Genomic DNA, 18,306 nt, shown 5'->3' with positions numbered 1-18,306 from the left:
GCGGCGGTCATTGTGTTGATCCGTTGCTCGGGTGAGATGACCCTCGACCAGCCGCATACGACACGCCGGTCCTCGCCCAACGGCCCGACTCAATACACCACGTTCGCGGACGCAACGGATCGGACTGGGTGATAGTTAACCTGCGCGACGCCCGGCGTTGCCCTGCCGTTTCGGCGGCGAGCCGACGGAGATGCAATTCTCTATTCTTCCAACAGTTTCCGGCGCACCACCGCAGCGGATCGGACAACGGATGACATGACACAAGGAGAACCAGTGGCATGGCGCAGACCCTGAAGGTTGAATACGAGGAGCTGATGGCGCGGGCGGACGAGATCGAGCAGCCCATACCTCGCGTACCGTCGGTGAACCCGCAAGCGCCGTGCCGGCTCCAATTCGTCGACGATTCTGCGGTTCAGATTGCGCTGTCCGCTGACGCGATGCGGTTGTACCTGCGAGCGGGCGAACGGGAGTGGAAGAAGCTGGCGACATCCCTGCGGAATGCGGCCAAGGCATATGAATCGGTCGACGACGGTTCCGCTGCGGCCCTCAATACGGTCGCATTTGATGGCTCTGGCACCACGGCGGGTGCCGCCGCCGACAACCAGATGAGCGTGGTGTGTGATCCAGATGAGGATTTCGGTGGTGCGCTACCACCGCCCCCCGCCCCGCCGCCGTTTCAATTCCCGTACTACGAGGTCAGAGAGGCGGCGACGCTCATCACAACGGGTGACGCGGGGCAGGCGTATGAGGCATTTGCTGCTGAATGGGATGCATTTCAGCGAGCCTTGCAGGCGGAGACGTATCGTTTTCGTCCGTTCAATTCCTGGGAGGGCGCATCCCAAATAGCCGTCGAGGCGAATTTTGACGCTCAGCGGCAATGGATATACAGCATGTCGGCCCTGTGTGCCAACTTGAGCCAGCAGGTTCTGCGGGTAGTGGATGCCCACAAAAAGGCATCAGTGTACGGCCAACATGGGACGTGGGATCAGCAAGGTAACCGCGCAGTTCCGGCGGAACATCCGACCACCTACGAGGTATCGCAGTGTGACTACTGGTACCGGTATTACGTGAGCACGAATAGTCCGTATCTGAGTTATGCCATTGAGTGGTACGAGGAGTTGCAGGCGCAATCGGAGACCTCGCTGCAACTTTATACGGCCAATGCCGGCATCCCCCTGCCGCCGGTAATACCTGCGACTCCGCCTGGGGCCTTTCGGATCGCCCCGCCAGCCGATACACCCGACCCGGACACCCCCAATCCAGGGGATGTGCCCGACGGCGTCACACCGACGCCTGACGTTCCGGCTGCCGATGATCTTTCTGGGAGCAGCTTGTCCGACCTGGCGAACACGACCACACCCTTCACCGGGATGCCCGGCGGCATGTCGCCGCCGCCGCAGAATGACCCGAAGCTGACCGAGGCGATCGACAAGCTCGGAAAAGCCACTGGCGGTGCCGCTGTCAACCCGGCGGGACTGGGAGGCTCCGGTGGTGGCGCAGGCCTGCCGAAAATGCCGCTGGGGGCGGCAGCGGGTACCGCAGGCGCGGGCCCGGCAGCTGCCGCTGCAGGTAGGACGGGCCTGGATGCGGTGATTTCCGGCTCAGCCGGCAGAGGTGGCGCGGGTGTAGGCGGCATGCCGATGGGAGGTGCCCCCGGCGGTCAGGGGAAAGACGGTAAACAGGGCAAACGCGTCGGGTCCGAGGACGAGGCGCTCTATACCGAGGAACGGGCCTGGACCGGTGGCGTCATCGGGCGCCGTCGGACAAAAGACGACGGGGACCAGGCAAGCTGATGCAGATCGTGCTCGACGTCAACCGGTGGTCGACCAACCACTCTCCGCATCCATCCGGTGGAATCGGAGGTTAGGCCATGGGCATCCCCAAGCCGTTCGGCGGCCACGCCGAGCAGATGCTCGAGCCCGATGCATGGCCGGAAGCCGACGAGGACGTTCTCTTCGACCGCGCGCATGCGTGGACGCGCATCTTGCACCAGGTTGACGAAGTGCTGGGAGCGAACCGCCGGCACCGGGCGGAAATGTTCGAGTGCGACGGCTGGAGGGGCGCTGCGGCTGCCGCCGCGGCCGACGAGCTCAGCCGCAACATCGATCAGTTGGTGGCTCTGCAGCACATGCTGGCAACCGTCATCACCTGGCAGCGTCACGTCGCCGGCTCGATTGTCGATGCCAAAGCTGCAATCAGCGACAACGTTGAGATCGCGAACCAACGAATCAACGTCATCGTCAACGATCCCCGGCTGACGGCTCACTCGCGACGCACGGCCATCGATGCGCTGGTCGGCGAGGCGTACTTGGAGAATGCCGGTGTTGTCGCCGCAACCGCCGAACTAATCCAGGTGAGCAGATCGTGGCAACCCCCTAATGGCGCCCTGGAAAACCTGCTCGACCAAAAGGTCCCGCCGACGTTTACCGTTGCGGTCCCTGACTGGGAATCGACGACGCTTGGGAACGGAGATTCGCCGGCCGGCCAACGCCCCCCGCCGCCCGTGCCGGACAACGCGGCACCGTCTCCACCGCGGGTGGATGCGGACACAATATTGCCCGTAACGCCGAAGCCAACACCCGTGGACCCCGCGCCGGGAGAGGGGACTCGGCCGCCGGCACCGGCGACGCGTCCGCCAAACTGGTCGGGTCCGACCTCGTCGAGTCCGGTCAACGCGCCAGTCGGGGCGACTTCGGGGGGCTGGCCCGGTCCGATACCCTCGACGACCCCGTCGGGTCAGACCGTACCATCGCGGCCGGCGACGCCGTCGGCTCCGACAGGTCCGGCGAAACCGTTGTACCCGGCGACTGCGACGAAACCGCCGGCCACGGGCGAGCACAGCCTCGAGGCGGCGGGGGCGGCGCCGGTAGCGGCGCAATCGTCGTCGCATCTCGCGGGGGAGCAGGCGTTGTCGGCGACGAGCAACATGGGCGGCATGCCGATGGGACCGATGGCAGCTCCCGCGTCCAGTGCTGCCGGGGGTGGTCGTTCGGGTGGGGGGACAGCACCCGCAGTCAGCAACGGTTCGGCCAAGCCTGCCGCTTCGGTACGCCAGGCGGCGGCTAACCGCGCGGTAGAAACCTTTCGGATGGCAAACGATGACCTGATCGGTTCAGGGGACCGCGAGCAACCGGCCGAGCACGCCCAGGATGGCGCCGCCGCAATGATCCCTGTCTCGGCGGCCCGGATGGAGCGCGATGCGATCGCCGAGGCTGCGGCTGCCGATGCCGCGCGCCGCCAGGGGACAGATCCGTTGCGGTTGGGTCGGCGCATCGCGGCGGCGTTGAACGCGCCGGGCAAAGGTCGCCCAGTCGATCTGGGGTTCTATTGGATTACCGCGGTGACGGCTGACGGCGCCATTGTCGTAGCGAACAGCTACGGGCTGGCCTACCTGCCGGATGGCATGCGGTTGCCTGACGAGGTCCATATGGCCAGCGCGGACTCGACGATCCCAGCAGCCGTGCGGGCGCGTTGGGCCACCTATCCCGTAATGGCAGTGCAGGGCTGGGCGACGCATCACGACCGCAAGCTGCGTGTTGTGATTGGTACTGAGCAGCAACTGGCCAACTCGGACTCCGGTGCGGCCAAAATCGTGCTACAGCCGGACGACATCCCAGCCGCGGGCGACATGCCCGGTAGAACCCGACTCGAGGTGGTCGATCGGGCAGCGTCCGACCTGCTCGCTGCGACGACCGATGCGCGGTTGATCCAATTGTTGCCGCCGGCACCAACGATTGCCGAGCAACGCCGCTCGCGCGAACCGGCCGGGTCCGAGGAACCGGGGAAGGGTGCACCGATGGTTCCCGCGCGGCTGGCCAAACGTTTAAGGGATATCGCACCGCCGCCCCCGCAGCCAGCGACCGCCAGTCGACGGGATGAACAGCTCACCAGGTTGTGGTTAGCCGTGTCGAAGCCGCTGGCCAGCAGCCATCCTGACCGCCAGGCTGTTCACCTCGGCGCGTTCCGCACCTACGCGGCTCAGGCCCAATCGGTGTTGCTCATTGAGGCGCGCCAGGCAACCGATCCGGTTGCCCAGCGAGTCGCCGTAGCCGACTGGCTGTATTGGAAATGCATCGCTCGACTCATGGATGCCGCCCTGGCCGACGCTGCGTGAATCGGCATAGGCGGCTCTACTGCAGGCCCCGGGCGCGCGTCGCTAAGCCAGACGACCCATCTCGAGTCTGTCGCTCGTCGCCGACGGGAAAGTGTTCGGTAGTGACTGCCTGCCCGAGCCGCCGCCCTCGTCGTCCGGATTTACCTGCTCGGACGGGTGTGTCGGGTTGTCGGGCTCTGTCGCGTTGTCGATGCCGGCGCTCTGGACAGCCCCTTGTATGGCCGACGTAACCGCTTGAACGCCTTGCGCGGTCGGACCTACAGCCGTTGACACCTCGGAGACCTGACCCAGCTGCGCAGGTGCGGCGTCGAACTGCGGCAGCGCCGCGGAGGGGGCGGTGAGTGCCGGTCCGTATCTCGTCACATCGTCGGGTGACCACGAGATCCGGCCGCCCGGCACCCGGCTCGCGTCCGGCGGCCGTGTACGGCTCGTAGGACTGATTTCGACCTGGCTGAGGTAGCTGCCCAGTGCCCGATCAGTGTCGGCATAGATGCCGGCAGCGACGGCGAGGCGGGACCCTGTCGCGTTATTTGCGGCTTTGATGGCGGGAAGCCCGTCGATCACCGGCATCTCGATGATGGGCATTGTCTTGTTAATCGCGGCCGACACTGGATCCCTGCCCGGAAGGTCGAACGGAGACAGCGGCGCGGGATAAATCAATTCTTCCAACTCAGTCGCGGCAGCCCGCAGGAGCGCCGGATCAACGGTCAATTTCTCAGTCACAGGGGCTTTCTCCGAAATTGGCTCGCGCTTCACGGCGCAGGCCCGAACACGATATTGCCGACCTGCGAGTGCTGGGCGCGATCGACGTTCAAAATGGCGAATCCGCGCAGTCTGGGATTCACTTTTCCAGCGTTGCTATTGAAACATTCCGGTAATCTTGGACTCCGTCAGCAGCATCGCCTCGCGGGCCTCCTTGATGCGCAACGCCAGGCTTTGTAGCGAGTCATTGAGCTCCGTCGACGTGCGGTTCCAGCGTAGCTGGACTGCCTGGTAGGCATCCGAGCCGTCGCCGGCCCACGCTGCCTCAAGATTGTTGAGGGCTTGGGTGCCTCGGTCGAGAAGTCCGGCGGTCTGTTTTACCGCTTTGTCGATAGAACCGGCACCGGCCTCGATCCCGCCGAAATTCCATGTCTGTTCGTCTGACATCACTGTTCTCCTTTACGGGCTGAAGCCGAGTCGTGGGCTGGTGCGTCAGCCGAAGTTCATCTGCGCGGCCAAGCTGGTTGCTTGTTCGTCGTCAGATTTGCCGTATTGGACAGCAGCCTCGTAGATGTTGGCCGAGATGTCGGTCAGTGCGCTGATCTGCGCTTGCCCCGCTTCGCGGAACCGTGTCAGAGCCTGCTTTGCGGCCGCGCCCGCCTTGCCCCGCCATTGGCCGGACAGTTCGCCACTAACGGTCTCGACCATGCGGATTATCTGCTGCAATTCCACCGAAATTTGATCGAAGTTCGCTGCCTCCGTGTGGAGCTTGGCGGCATCAGCTTTCATCTCTTTCATGGGGGGCTCCTACTTGTTGGATGTTGGTATTCACCAGTCGTCCCCATCGTCGAAACCGACGATTTGGCCTTCGTTGGAATGATCGGCGACCAGTGCGGCGGTCACCAGACCCGATCCGGCGTCCGCCTCGGACTCTGCGCCGCCTGCTGGCAGGGTCCTCGGCGCTGCGCCCCCGCCGGTCGACAGACCAGGACCGGCTCCCGGTGTCGCAGGTGAGGCCGTCTCGGCCGGCCTCTCGATCAGTTCCGACACCAGCGCGGTGCGGGCCTCCGATCCCGCCGCCCCCGGCAGTGCTCCGGCGTGAATCAATCCGGGGCCCAAGGTGGGGCCCGAACCGCCGGCGAGTGGATGATTGGACAGCGGGCTGGCACCCAGTAGACCAAGCTGTCCCAATTCCTTGCCGGCAAGAGTGCTGGAAGAGCCACCAGCAGTGGCGGCGCCGAATTCGCTGCCAGCCATGTCGCTGCCTGCGATGCCGCTGCCAGCCATGCCGCCCGTCTGGCCGACAAGCGACGTCAACTGCTGGATCGGCTGCATGAGTGTCTGCATGGGCCCGGTCAGCGGTCCCAGTTGCTCTAGTTGACTCAGCAACTGCATGGCTTGCTCGTCGCCAAACGCAGCCCAACTCGGGACAAAACCCGTCAAGCGTTGTGCCGAGGCCTCGCTCAATACCACCCCGACACCCTCATTAAGCACCTCACCCACTTCGGGCTGCAGGATGGGCTGCAGCGGCAGCAGCGGCTCGAAGACTGTGTTGGCCTGGGTCTCCGCTTGGTAGATGTCCATTGCCGCGGCGGCCTCGTTCCACATACGGACGAAATAGTCGGTTTCGTTGGCACCGATGGGCATCAGGTTGATGCCGAGGAAGTTGGTTGCGAGCAGTACCGCGTGCGTGACGTGATTCACCACGATATCGATCAGCGACGGTGTCGCCGCGAGAGCGGTGAGGTAGGCGTCAGCCTGTGCCGACGCCTGTGCGGCACGTTGCTGTGATTTGTTCGCCGCGTCGTTAAGCCAGGCCACCATGGGTGTGAGCGCCGCCATCGCCCGTTCGCTGCCGGCGCCGGCCCAGAAGCCCTGCAGCGCAAAGAGGGCTTCCGCCAACCCGGCTGCCTGAGCCTCGAGGGCGTTTCCGAACCCCGCCCACCCCGCGGCGGCCTCCAGCATCGGGCCGGGGCCGGCGCCGGCCATCAGGCGAGCGGTGTTCAGTTCGGGTGGCAGCGAATGCCAGAACATACTCAGCCGCCCCTCTTTCGTGGCGAATCACTCTGCAGGAAGCAATTGTCGGATGCGGAGCATGCGCCGACCTCACCAATTGCGGAAGGACCTAAAATGGAATACGAATCTAATGTGAACACTATCGGAATTCTTCACATCGACTAAGAGCGGCACGGATGGCGACGTTGCCATCATATTTATATTCAGCTGCGCACTATTATGTCTACGACAAGTGACCGAACTCATGCTGCTACTGCTGGTATCGGGCTGCGAAAACTTCGGCCTGAGCATCTTGGGCTTGTTCCGGTGTCGGCAGCTGCATACCGCTGTCCATGAATGCTTGGAGGATTTCCTTGCCGTCCAGGCCGAAATCGCGGACCTCTTGAAGCCCTTCAGTTTGAGCTGCGTTTTCGAGCAGGTAAGTACGCTGGCCTGCTAGGCCTTTCTGTCGAGCCAACTCAGCAAGGATGATGATTTCTTGCGCGAGTTCGGATTCGGTCTGTTTGAGCGCCTCCGGAGACAGCTTGACCCGCTGGGTTCTGCCGTCCATAAGCGCTGACACCAGCACCGAGTCGGAGGGGTTGACCACCGAGAACAGCTGAACGCCTGCTTCCTCTTCGCCGTCGGCCTGTGCCTCCTCGGGCTCGGTCGACGCGTCGATGGCGTCCAGTGCGCTGCATGTGTCTTGCGATACCGGCTCATCCTGCGCTGCATAGTCGTTGTCCAGTGGGTCAACAACTGACTGCACGAAAGCCACGTCCTCATCGGGCAGCTCCAGCACGTCCGGATCTGCCGAGCTATCGCGGTCGACCTCGTCAGCATCGAAGATGTCGAACGCGTCGAGGTCGTCGTGCTCGCGGGGATCTGGCATCGCGTCGTCTTCTTTCTGGGTATTAGCGATCGGAGTCAATGTCAGGAAAGACGGATTTCGACGGACAGTGGAGCCATGGAGTTGTGGTGGTTGGGTTAGTCGAACCAGGTGCCGGCAGGTAGAAACTCCATCAGGCCATCCAGCGTCCGCTGAAGATTCTCCTGACTGCCGGGCAGGAAGCTTCCGTACAACTCGCCGCCGACGCGTCGGGGCAGCGCGACACCACCCGGCCCCAGGCTGAGTCGAGCACCCCCGCGGCCACGGCGGTCTGAGTGGTCGTCCCGCCGGGATGACGTTGGGCAGCAGTGATTTCCGCCCAGCTGTCCGGGGCGGCGATGAGTTCGGAATAGACGCGGGCTGAGGCAACCCCCACTCCGCGTTCCATCAAATGATGTGGGGTGGTGCACGCGGACAACTCCGCCGCCAAGCCGGTAAGCGGCTCGACGCTAGCGGGTTTGGCATTGCCGAGCACGACGGTCACCATTCCGGCCAGTCCCACCTGGGGAGCGCAAAGCTGCAGAACCAATATGTCGCCGTCCCGCGCGGCCACTACATGGCGGTCGTCCTTGCGGCATACGACGAATCGCACCATCAGGCCGCCGACGTCTCGCCGAAACCAGCGGCCCTCCAGCACCCGGTCCGGTCTGCTCACTGTGTCGACCATCGCCGCCACCGTCGGGTGCGGGCGGCCATAAAGGTCCAACACGCCCTGGGCGGTGAGGTCGCGCCGCACCTGATCCCAGACCAGGGTACGCAGAGCCTCTTGCGGGATATTCGGCCGAATTCCAAGCGCCGGAGGAAATTCGGATAGGTGCAGCAGGTCGGCAATCACCAACAAGCCGTCGATGGTGACCCCTACGCCGACAACGTCGCCAACGGGCCCGGCGCCGGTGGCAATGGAACTGGACATGACTACTTGTCGAGCATCTGCGAGTCGAGGTTGTCGGCCAGTTCCCCGTCGACGCCCTCATAGGCGGCCTCGGCAGCCCGGAGCTTTGCGGCCAGGCCGAGACTGGCATTGACGAAGGCCGTCCCCGCGGCTTGCCGGATCGTCTCGATAGTGTCGAACGCCCCGTTGCTGGATCCGCTGATCACCCCATGGCTGATCCAGCAGTCCTTGCCGGTCCCGGACAGGGCGTCCGCCCCGGCCTGCGCGTAGCCCGCCGCGTCCGTCTGGTTCTTTGCCAGTGTTTCCAGGGTTGCCGGTGAGACGTGTAGAACGGTCATATCGTCGTTCTCCTATCGTTCGTGCCTACCTCGAAAGCATTGGCGCGCTACGGTTTCGGCGAACCGCCCAACGTCAGAGGACCCGCTCGCTGCCAGTCGCGGGCCCCTCGGTGCTCTCAGACCGGGCATCGATCGGTGCACGCTCGATGCCACCCCCTTCACCCGACGCAGCCGCCGCCACCGCGGTGTCCTCGTCACGGTCGGGTACGCCGTGATTCTCATCGGCAGCGTCAGCGCCGCCAGGGCTGTATTGCTGGCCCATCTGGGTGATCTGCTGGACCTGTTGCATGGTCTGGTTGAGGGGCTGGGAGACCGTCTGCGAGAGTTTGGAGGCCATGCCCGCCATCTGAGAAACCTGCGCCGCCAGGTGGTGGCGTGACCGTTGGGAAGGCCGCGGCGGGGGCTGCGACCGGCGTGGCGGGTGCCGCTTCCGCCGGCACTTCGACCGCACTGAGTCCCGAGGCCTCGGCTGCTTCAGATGCGTCCAGCAAGGCCCGTTGTGACGGGAGCGCGCTGCTTCCGGCGGCCACGGCCAATGCAGATACGCTTGGCGCGGCGGAGAAGCTTGACAAGCCGTCGGAGATCTTTTTGAAGTCGGAGAGCTTGGACGAGGTCTCGCCGGCAACTGCGCCAGCGATCTGCCCATAGGTGCCCGCCATCTTCGCCTCGACCTCACTGCCGAGCGCGACATACTGTTGCGCCAAGGCGGCCACCTCGTTGGCCAGTGACATCGAGTTCGCTAGCGTCAGCATCTCGATCACCAGGACTGCCGAACAACACGCGAAGGCGGCGATGATCTGCCACGCCAACGATACTTCCGGACCGACGACGGGAATGAGGTACAGAGCGAGGGCCACGCCTGCCGCGGCCGTCAGGACGGCCACGTTGACGGTGATGCACATGTGGGCGCGCTTGATTTCGGCGGCCTGGTTCTTCAACTGCCCCTGGAGCTTCTGGTCGTACCCATTCATCGTTGCCACGTAATTCTTGAGGGTGTTGACCTGTTCGGTGTATGCGGTTGCGGCAGGACCGGACCAGTCCCTGGAGTCCGGGACGCACCCCGGCACCAGGGTGGTGGTGTAAAGGTTGAATTTGTCCGACGCCGTCGACACTGCGGCCCCGGAGTTGGGAGTGCCGAAGCCGTTGAGAAAGTCCACGACTAGCAGTGCGATCGCCGCAGCGTCGACGATCGCTGTTGGGGTCGGCAACATTTTTGTGCCGGAAGTCTTCAAGGCGTTGGCGAGAGTCGTGCTCTGCTTACTCGCGTAAATCAATCCTTTACCGACGATCGTGCCCGCGCTCGCGCCCAGCGAACCCCAGTCCTGGTTCTGGACTGCGCTACCGCCGGAGTACAAGCTCTTTACCACCGTCATAAGGTCTGAAGCACCATTAAGCCATGACATCCGGGAGGTCCCTTCGCGCTAGCGCATTCGTGCACCCGAGCCGCGCACTGAGGGGAGCGTAGCAGCGTTCGAACGAGCCTGCATGGCGGGAATGTCAGGTGCGGCAACAGATTTGGGAGCAGTGCGCCAATGGTTGGCCGTAGCGTGGCGTGCGGGTGACAGGGCGGCAAATTGTGGTAGAACACGGTGCTCGAACACCCAGATGTGATCTGGCCGAGAACTAAAACGGCAACGGGCTTGCCCGCAGGTTATTGATCGAAGCATTCGATGCCCGCAAGAATTGGCCCGTGGTGAGCACTACCGCGATCGTCCGGGAGCTGGCCGGCTGGTGCTGGTCGCTGGCCGTCCTCGAAACCTGAGCACCGGCCCGATATTTGTCCGAACTGAACCCTGACTGCGGCAGCGCCTGGGCGCGACCCGCGAACGCCCTATGAGCAATCGCGTTGTCCGGCAACGTGACACCCGCATCGACAATCATCGACACGCTCGCCCGGCAAGGTTTGACCCGGCCAACGGAAGCGGACGCCACGACGATGGTCATGGCGTCCGCTTCCGCCTGCTATTGCCGAATGGATCTATGTACCAGGGCGGCGCTGTTTAAGTCAGCGGATTTCGGCGTGCCTAGAGCGGATTTGCCGGGGTCCGGATTAGGCCGATGGAGCCACCCTCGAATGAGCAGACCAGGCGCGGTCTGGACATACGCGCCGAGGCACCCCCGGTTCGCAACGCCAACGGCTATTCCAAAGATCAGTTCCGCATCGACCTGACTGACGGCACTCTCACCTGCCCGGCCGATCACAGCGTGGCCATCGGCACCGGGCGGCGTCAGCAGACAGCTCGCTTCGGTTGGTTGTGCGGGTCGTGTCCGCTGCGGGCGCAATGCACCAATGCCCGCCGCGGCGGGGTCATCACCAGTCATGCCGATGAAGCCGCTCTGCAGCACGCCAGGGCCCGCCAACGCGATCCAGGCTCGCAGGCCGATTACCGGGAGTATCGGCCGGTCGTGACGCAAGATCAGTCACTTCACCCGCCGCCCTTGGGGCAAAGCACGCTGTCGGGGAGAAAACGGATCCTGACCGACATCCTGGTAAGAGCGGGAGCCATCAGCCTCGCTCGATTGGCCGTCCTGGGCTTGCGTTTAGATGCCGTGTGCTGGCCATCGCCTGATCTACGCCCACCAGGCCAACAGGCCGCCTGGCGATCTCACTGGTATCAGCTGGCAAAAGCCCCTCCAACCGTCAAAGACCCCGAAACCGCGACATCCCCGCCCTGCCGGGGGGCACTACGTCAGCGCCGTCGTAGATCGGCAGTTGGGTGAGGACCGGCGTGACTGGCCACCCGGTGGTGGTACGCCAAATATCAGGGCTTGATCCGGATCTGCCCCGGCGACCACAACCCGCTGCGCGTCGCCTCGCCCAGATCCAGCCGCGCCGGCGGCGCGTCGACCAGGGTGTCGAACTTGCGCAGCGAGCCCCAGTCGCGGGCCCAGTCCCGCGACAGGTAGGTGGCCATGACGTGGGCGCGCAGCAGCAGGTCGGTGATGCCGAGCAGGCCGCCGTTGACGCCGTCCTCCCAGGTGTCGGTGTCCAGCTTCTTGGCCGAATAGTCCGGCGTGATGCGGAACCGCGGAATCTCGGTGACGCCGTTGGTGTGCAGCATCGGCTGCTGGCACGGGAAGGCCAACCCGACCGCCCAGTCCAGCAGCACCGGCTGCGTCGAGCCGACATACTCCTGCAGCGAGCGCAGCTCGGGCACCCGCGGCGGCGTCACCGCGATCCAGTCTTCCGGCGTCAGCGACAGATCCTCGGCCACCACCCGGACCGCCACGGCGTCGGCGGGCATCTTGTCCCGGGCGAAGCGCAGGTTGCGCCACGCCTTGGGCTGCTCGCCGTACAGGTCGTCCGGCACCATCCGCCCGGCAGGTACCAGGGCGCCGGATCCGGGCCGCGCGTATTCCAGGACGACGGTCTGGCCGCTGGTGTAGTGGTGCAGGACGCTGTTGCCGGCGATCTTGCCGGCTGCGGTGATGACGACCAGCGGATGCCCGTCATCGGGCTTGGGCAGCTGGTACCAAGCCGACGCCAGCCGGCTCTGCTGCTGGGCGCCCGTCGTATAGGTTCCGGCCAGCGGCACCCGCGCCGGGTCGAGCTGGTAGGGCAGCGGCACGGTTGAGCCGTTGATTCCGGGTGTCTTCAGTTTGGTGGGCGCGTCCCAGTCGTAGTCGGTGCCGGGTTGGTTCGGCTTCATCACCATGGCTTCGGCGACGGTGTGCTCGGGCACGCCGTTAGGGGAGAAGCCGACCGGATCGCTGCCGCCCAGCGGGCCCAGCGGTCCGTAGTTACCGGGCAGCGGCGTCATGAAGCCCGCGTTCGTGTCCGGTTCGACGAGCACGTCGTCGGCCAGGCCGCAACCGCCGGTGAATGCCCGCAGATTCGACCAGCCGTTGGAGTAGGTCGGGTACTGCCGCACGATGCCGATGCCCATCGAGGCGACGAACACCAGCGCCATGAAGCCGGCCGCCAGCGACACCGGGGCAGCGGTGAGCCAGCGGGCCACCCGACCCTCGCCGCTGCCCCGGGGTGCGAAGTGCAGCCAGGCCGCATAAACGGCCGCCAGCACGAACAGCGCGAAAAACACTGTGCTGACCGTGATTCCGCCGACCTTGGGCATGGTGCTGTTGAACGGCACGCCGTAGCTCGACACATACCACCACCCGTTGGTGGTGGCAAAACACAGCGCCACCACGAAGAACACCGCAGCCAGGAATGCCATCCGGTTACGCGACCAGCGCAACACCGCAGGCGACACCAATACCGTCGTCAACGCTGCCATCGCCGCGCCCACCGCAGCGAACAAACCGAAGTGGTGCACCCACTTGGTCGGGGCGAACATCAGGAAGAACATGGTGCCGAAGATGACGCCCATCAGCCGCCACGCCGGACCTCGCGCCACACCTGGCACCCGCTTGCGCCGCAGCATGATGAACACCGCGGTGAACAGGCACAGCGCGGCGATCAGGAAGCCGAACCGGCGCGACAGCGAGCCGTCGACAGTGGGCAGGAACAGGTAGTAGTAGCGCAGGTTCTCGGTGTACCAGGCTTGGCTCGGGCCGATCTTGCTGCGGACCCGGGTGGCCTCCAGCACCGTCGACAAGGTCTGGTCGGCGAAAACGACGGTCAGGATCACGGTGCCCGCGGCCAGCAACGGCGCCAGCAGCGGCAGGGTGCCCACCATGCGGCGGCGTTTCACCAGGATTCGCAGGATCGGACGACCACCGGCCACCAGCGCGGCCACCGCGATCAGCCCGGTCGGCTGCACACCCAGGGTGAACGCCGCGGTGATGATCGCCAGCGCGGCCGGCGTCAGGCGGCTGTACCGCATCGAGCGCTCGATCAGCACATAGGTGACCAGCGATCCGACCGCGATGATGCCTTCGGGGCGCAGCCCGTTGTTGAACGGCATCCAGGCGGTCAGCAGCACCATCGCCGCCGCCCAGTTGGCCGGTCTACTGGCGGCCACCGCCGGCCCCAACCGGGGCAGCACCTCACGAGAGAGCAGTAGCCAGCAGACCAACCCGGCGACCAGGTCCGGCAGCCGCATCCAGATGCTGGCGTCGCTGACGTGGGTCATCAGCGCCAGCAGGTTGTAGTACCACCCGAACGGGTCTTCCGGGCTGCCGAACCAGCGGAAGTAATTGGACATGTAACCGGCGTGGTCGGCGACGCGCGCCATGCCGAGGATGTAGCCGTCGTCCGAGGAGTTGGCGCCCATCACATGCCAGAGCAGGAAGGCGAAGATCACCACGCCGTCGAGCAGCGTGAAGGTGCGCCAGTTCGCCGGAATCCAGCGGCGCATGCGGTGGCCGTCGAGCTGGTCGAGCCGCCACAGGGCGATCAGCGCGACGATGGTGGCCACGATCGCGCCGACCATCGCCAGCAGCTTCAGGGTGGTCGGGGTGCTGGAAAAGCGGGTGTCGATGGTTGCCGACAAGCTCAGCTGGGGCGGCGCCGGGCCGGTCAGGTCGGTGAACACGCCGACGATCTGCGGCCGCAGGTTCGGGTCCGGGAAGCCGCTGCGCAGCGGCGCGCCACGGGGATCCTTCAAGCCGATGAACTCCGCGAACGTGCCGGCATGCGTCGAGCTGATGTCGATGCGCTCACACTGGGGCGACCGCATCAGGTCGCGCGGCACCGACAGGATCACGACATTGCGGTCGGTGACGTCCACCCGCTGCGCGCTGACCACGACGAACAGCGCGTTGAGGTTAGCGTCCTTACCCTGCTTGGGCGCGGTGCCCAGGATGACGCCGCCGCCCGGCGGCATGTCGCGCTCGATGCTGCACGGCACCGAAGCTTTGAAGTCGACCGGCGTGAGCGAGATCAGCGGCGACGTCACACTGTTGAGCTGGCCGTTCTGCGGCCAGTTGAGCATCGCGGTGGTTTGCACGACCGGCAGCAGCGGCGTGGCGACCGACAACACGAACCCGATCAGTCCGGCAATCGTCGCGACCCACCGGGTCACCTTTGTGTCGCGAGCAGACACAGAAGCACCCGAATTCGCACCATTAAGGGGGCTTTTGCGTCTGCTCGCGCTGAGGGTCATGGGAGAGCCCTAATCGGTCCTTGCCGGCTCCAGCCGGGCACTGTGATCGCACCTTGCACGACGGCGGCTTCGGGTGCCTGGTCGGCAGGCACCAGCCGGTGATACTGCTCGACCGAGCCCCAGTCGCGGTACCAGTCGCCGCTGAGATACGTCGAGATGGTCGACGTCCACAACAGTCCCTGGGTGAACATGAACGGTCCGCCGGTCGACGCGGCCTGCCACAGGTTCGATGACACGGCGGTCTGCTTGTGGTCGGGCAGGATGCGGTATTCCGGCAGCTCCGCGATCCCCAGGTGCTCGGAGAACGGGCGCTGGCACGGGAAGTTCGCGGCCGTCGCAATGTCCATCAGCACCGGGGTCTGCGATCCGATGAGCCGCTGCAACGGCTCCAGTTCCGGCACCCGCGGCGGCGTGAACGCGAACCACTGCTCGGAGCTCAGGTTCGGGTCGTAGGCGACGATGCGGGCCACGTTGGCTTCCGGTGGGGCCCAGGCGAACGGGAACCGCAGGTTGCGCCAGGCCGGCTGCGGCCCCAGGTCGATCGGGAACACTTCACCCAGCGGCTGGGTGCTGCCGTCGGGCTTGGCGATGCCCCACTGCAGCTTCAGCGACTGGCCGTACATGAAGTCGCCGTCCTCTTTGTAGGACCAGATGGCGCCGGCAGCCGAGACCACCACCAGCGGGCGATCCGCGCGACGCGGCGGCAGCTGATACCAGGCCGAGGTGGCTCGTGCGGCGAGGGTGTTCTCGCCGTAGCTGCCCATCACCGGTGTGCGTGCGGGGTCGAGCCCGAACGGCAGTGCCGCGTGCGAGCCGTTGACGCCGACCGGGCCCTTGCCGCCGGCGGTACCCGCTGAGTCGGTGATGGCGGCGTTGGGTTTGTTGGGCGAGGCGTCGGAGTTGACGACGCCGGGCTTGCTCACCACCGGGTCGGACTTCAGGTCCTCACCGACGCCCTCGGGTTTGAAGCCCACCGGGTTGACGCCGCCGAGCGGGCCGTCGGGTCCGAACTCCTGCCCCGGAACCGGTTGCAGCATCCCCGCGTTGGAGTCGGGTTCGGCAAGCACGTCATCGGCCATGGCGCAGCTGGTCGGCGACGTGACGGCGGCCAGGTTGGCCTTGGCGGTGGTGTAGAGCGGGTAGCGGAACGCCGCGCCCTTGGCCAGCGAACCGACCTCGCCCGCGACCATGATCACCGCCACCACCAGCAACGGGGTGGACGCCAGCACCCGGTTGCGCCGATTGTTCTTGACCTCGGTGTGGCCTGCGTAGTCCATCCGGAAGTGGTACCAAGCCGCCAGTAGCCCGGTGAGGATCGACAGAGTCAGGAACATCGACGTCACGGGATGGCTGGCGATGACGGGCTGGATGTCATACCACGGGACGCCGTAGTTGCCGACGTAGAACCAGCCGTTGATGCCGGAAGTCGCCCAGGCCAGCACGAACAGCAGTGCGGTGACGTATAGCGCCAGGTTGCGCCGGCTGTGCAGGCCGATCCGCGCGACGGTGAAGGCGGTCAGGCCACCCAGCGCGCCGGCCAACGCGGCGAAGGCGCCGAACTGGATGGCCCACTTGGTGGGAGTGAACGTCAGCAGTAACAGGGCGATGGCGGTGGTGCCGACCAGCCGCCACGCCGGCCCGGTGGCTAGCCCGGCCACCCGGCCGCGGCGTAGCAGCACGAACAGCATCCCGAACATGCACAGCAGCAGCACCAGCACCGCGAACCGGCGCGACATCGAGCCGTCGGCGTTGCTCTCCACGGTGAGGAAGTAGTAGCGCAGGAAGTCCTGGTACCAGGCGATCGTCGGGCCGACCTTGTACTTGATCCGCGCCGACTCGGCGGCGGTGGCCAACGTCTGGCTGTGGAACACCACAACGGTGATCAGCGACAACGACGCCGCCAGGGTGATCATCGGCGCCAGCCGGCCATCGGTGGCGCGTCGGCGCCGGATCGTCTGGGCAATCGCGCGGGCACCGGTCAGCAGCGGGGCCACCGCGATCAGCCCCTGCGGCGCCAACGTCACGGTGAACATGGCGACGATGATCGCGACGGCGGCCGGAGCCAGTCGGCCCAGCGCAATCGACCGCTCCACCAGCAGCCAGGTGAGGATGACGCCGAGGGCGATCAACGGCTCCGGCCGCAGCCCGTTGTTGAACGGGATCCAGGCGGCGACGAACACCGCCCCGGCCGTCCACACCGCCACCCGGTTGGCCCCCAGCCCGCCGCGCGCCGGGCCCAGTCGGCGCAGCACGCAGTGGCTGATCAGCAACCAGCAGGCGATGGCGGCCAGCGTTGCCGGAAGCCGCATCCAGACGCCTGCGCTGCTGACAGCGGCCATCCTCGAGAGCACGCTGAAGTACCAGTCGAACGGCGCGTCGGTGGTGCCGAAGTAGCGGTAGTAGTCGACGGTGTAGCCGGCCTTCGGGGCCACCCGGGCGATGGTCAGGTTGTAGCCGTCATCCGACGTCGTGGCGCCGATCATGTGCCAGAGCACTAGGGTCCCGATCACCACGACGTCGGCGAGCCAGGTGGCCAGACCCGCCCTGAACTTCGGCACCTGGGGACGCCACGTGCGCAGCGTCTCACCGCGGCTCAAGCGGTCCAGTGCCGCCAGGGCCGCGATGGCACTGAGCACCGCGAGGGCGCCCAGCACCATCGCCAGCGTCTTCAGGGCGGTGGGCTGCAGGATAAAGCGGGTATCGACGTCGACTTTCGCGGAAAGTCCCGGCTGTGCGGGCACCTTCAGATCCGTGAAAATGCCGCCGACCTGGGGCTTCTTCTCGGGGTCGAGCCTTCCGGCGGCGCCCGGGATGCCGGCGAACTCCGCTCCGGCGCCGCCGGCGTCGGCCCAGGCGTGCAGGACGGTGCAGCCGCCGGCCGCGATCTGGGCGCGGGGGGCCACCGCGGCCACGGTGTCGCGGAACGCGACGACGACGGAATCCTTGTTCGCCCGGACGAACAGACCGTGCTTGCCGGTCTGGAACCCGTCGGTGGGCAGCGTCGAGACCACCAGCCCGCCGCTGGCGGGCAGGGTGGCGATGGCCGAGCAGGGTATGGAGATGTCGAGGTCGCGCGGCGCGCCCGACACCAATGGCGCCGTGATCTGGCTGATGTTGCCGTCCGGGGTGGTGCCTTGCGGCCACAGGATGGTCGCCGTGGTCTGTCGTACCGGAAGCAGCGGGACCAGCAGGCACAGCACCAGGCCGGCGATGCCGGAGACGACGGCTACTAGCCGGGCGATCCGATGGGATCGCTCATTACCGTCGGGGGACACGAGGCTCGATCGTAGGCGACGTTACTGAGTCCGTTGAGGACGCGGGGCCGCGCTGCAGCCCGAAGCGGGGTGCGCAACCCGTCCCGCGTGGCCCAG

Annotated in this window: 12 protein-coding genes and 2 pseudogenes; 3 read left to right on the top strand and 11 right to left on the bottom strand. The window is 65.8% G+C overall.

Annotation, left to right across the window (positions count from 1 at the left end; genetic code table 11):
- Positions 1 to 278 precede the first annotated feature (278 nt).
- Positions 279 to 1,793, top strand: coding sequence for an EspB family ESX-1 secretion system-associated protein (gene espB / locus JX552_RS30075; protein WP_205875421.1), 1,515 nt, complete (start codon positions 279 to 281; stop codon positions 1,791 to 1,793).
- A gap of 77 nt (positions 1,794 to 1,870) precedes the next feature.
- Positions 1,871 to 4,114, top strand: coding sequence for a WXG100-like domain-containing protein (locus tag JX552_RS30070; protein ID WP_205875420.1), 2,244 nt, complete (start codon positions 1,871 to 1,873; stop codon positions 4,112 to 4,114).
- A gap of 42 nt (positions 4,115 to 4,156) precedes the next feature.
- Here the strand turns inward: JX552_RS30070 and JX552_RS30065 are convergent, their stop codons facing one another.
- From JX552_RS30065 to JX552_RS30025, 9 genes and pseudogenes are all read right to left on the bottom strand, one after another.
- A complete protein-coding gene (locus JX552_RS30065; protein WP_205875419.1) occupies positions 4,157 to 4,723 on the bottom strand; it encodes a hypothetical protein in 567 nt (188 codons plus the stop codon).
- A gap of 249 nt (positions 4,724 to 4,972) precedes the next feature.
- On the bottom strand, positions 4,973 to 5,263 hold the full coding sequence (locus tag JX552_RS30060; RefSeq protein ID WP_205875418.1) for a WXG100 family type VII secretion target: 291 nt from the start codon (positions 5,261 to 5,263) through the stop codon (positions 4,973 to 4,975).
- A 45-nt stretch (positions 5,264 to 5,308) separates the two neighbouring features.
- A complete protein-coding gene (locus JX552_RS30055) occupies positions 5,309 to 5,614 on the bottom strand; it encodes a WXG100 family type VII secretion target (RefSeq protein WP_205875417.1) in 306 nt (101 codons plus the stop codon).
- A gap of 30 nt (positions 5,615 to 5,644) precedes the next feature.
- Positions 5,645 to 6,850 (bottom strand): PPE family protein, encoded by a 1,206-nt coding sequence (locus JX552_RS30050; protein WP_205875416.1) that lies wholly within the window; start codon positions 6,848 to 6,850, stop codon positions 5,645 to 5,647.
- Between the two features lie 232 nt (positions 6,851 to 7,082).
- Positions 7,083 to 7,703 (bottom strand): hypothetical protein, encoded by a 621-nt coding sequence (locus JX552_RS30045; protein ID WP_205875415.1) that lies wholly within the window; start codon positions 7,701 to 7,703, stop codon positions 7,083 to 7,085.
- A gap of 95 nt (positions 7,704 to 7,798) precedes the next feature.
- Positions 7,799 to 8,613, bottom strand: a pseudogene (locus JX552_RS30040) (ESX secretion-associated protein EspG).
- 2 nt (positions 8,614 to 8,615) lie between these two features.
- Entirely contained in the window at positions 8,616 to 8,930 is a 315-nt protein-coding gene (locus JX552_RS30035; protein WP_205875414.1) for a type VII secretion target, read from the bottom strand.
- A gap of 230 nt (positions 8,931 to 9,160) precedes the next feature.
- Entirely contained in the window at positions 9,161 to 10,303 is a 1,143-nt protein-coding gene (locus tag JX552_RS30030) for an EspA/EspE family type VII secretion system effector (RefSeq protein ID WP_205875413.1), read from the bottom strand.
- Between the two features lie 250 nt (positions 10,304 to 10,553).
- Positions 10,554 to 10,874: a hypothetical protein gene (locus JX552_RS30025; protein ID WP_205875412.1), complete on the bottom strand. Its 321-nt coding sequence runs from the start codon at positions 10,872 to 10,874 to the stop codon at positions 10,554 to 10,556.
- A gap of 129 nt (positions 10,875 to 11,003) precedes the next feature.
- Here JX552_RS30025 and JX552_RS30020 point away from each other — a divergent pair.
- Positions 11,004 to 11,489: pseudogene (locus JX552_RS30020) on the top strand (transposase); the annotation flags it as partial.
- A gap of 203 nt (positions 11,490 to 11,692) precedes the next feature.
- Here JX552_RS30020 and embB read toward each other — a convergent pair.
- Positions 11,693 to 14,935, bottom strand: a complete 3,243-nt coding sequence (embB, locus tag JX552_RS30015; RefSeq protein ID WP_205875411.1) for an arabinosyltransferase EmbB — start codon at positions 14,933 to 14,935, stop codon at positions 11,693 to 11,695.
- Positions 14,932 to 18,210 (bottom strand): arabinosyltransferase domain-containing protein, encoded by a 3,279-nt coding sequence (locus tag JX552_RS30010; protein ID WP_205875410.1) that lies wholly within the window; start codon positions 18,208 to 18,210, stop codon positions 14,932 to 14,934. Before JX552_RS30010 ends, embB begins: the two co-directional genes overlap by 4 nt.
- Positions 18,211 to 18,306: the final 96 nt, after the last annotated feature.

The organism is Mycobacterium gordonae, assembly GCF_017086405.1.
GTDB lineage: Bacteria > Actinomycetota > Actinomycetes > Mycobacteriales > Mycobacteriaceae > Mycobacterium > Mycobacterium gordonae_D.
This window is presented reverse-complemented; position numbering and strand designations above follow the sequence as displayed.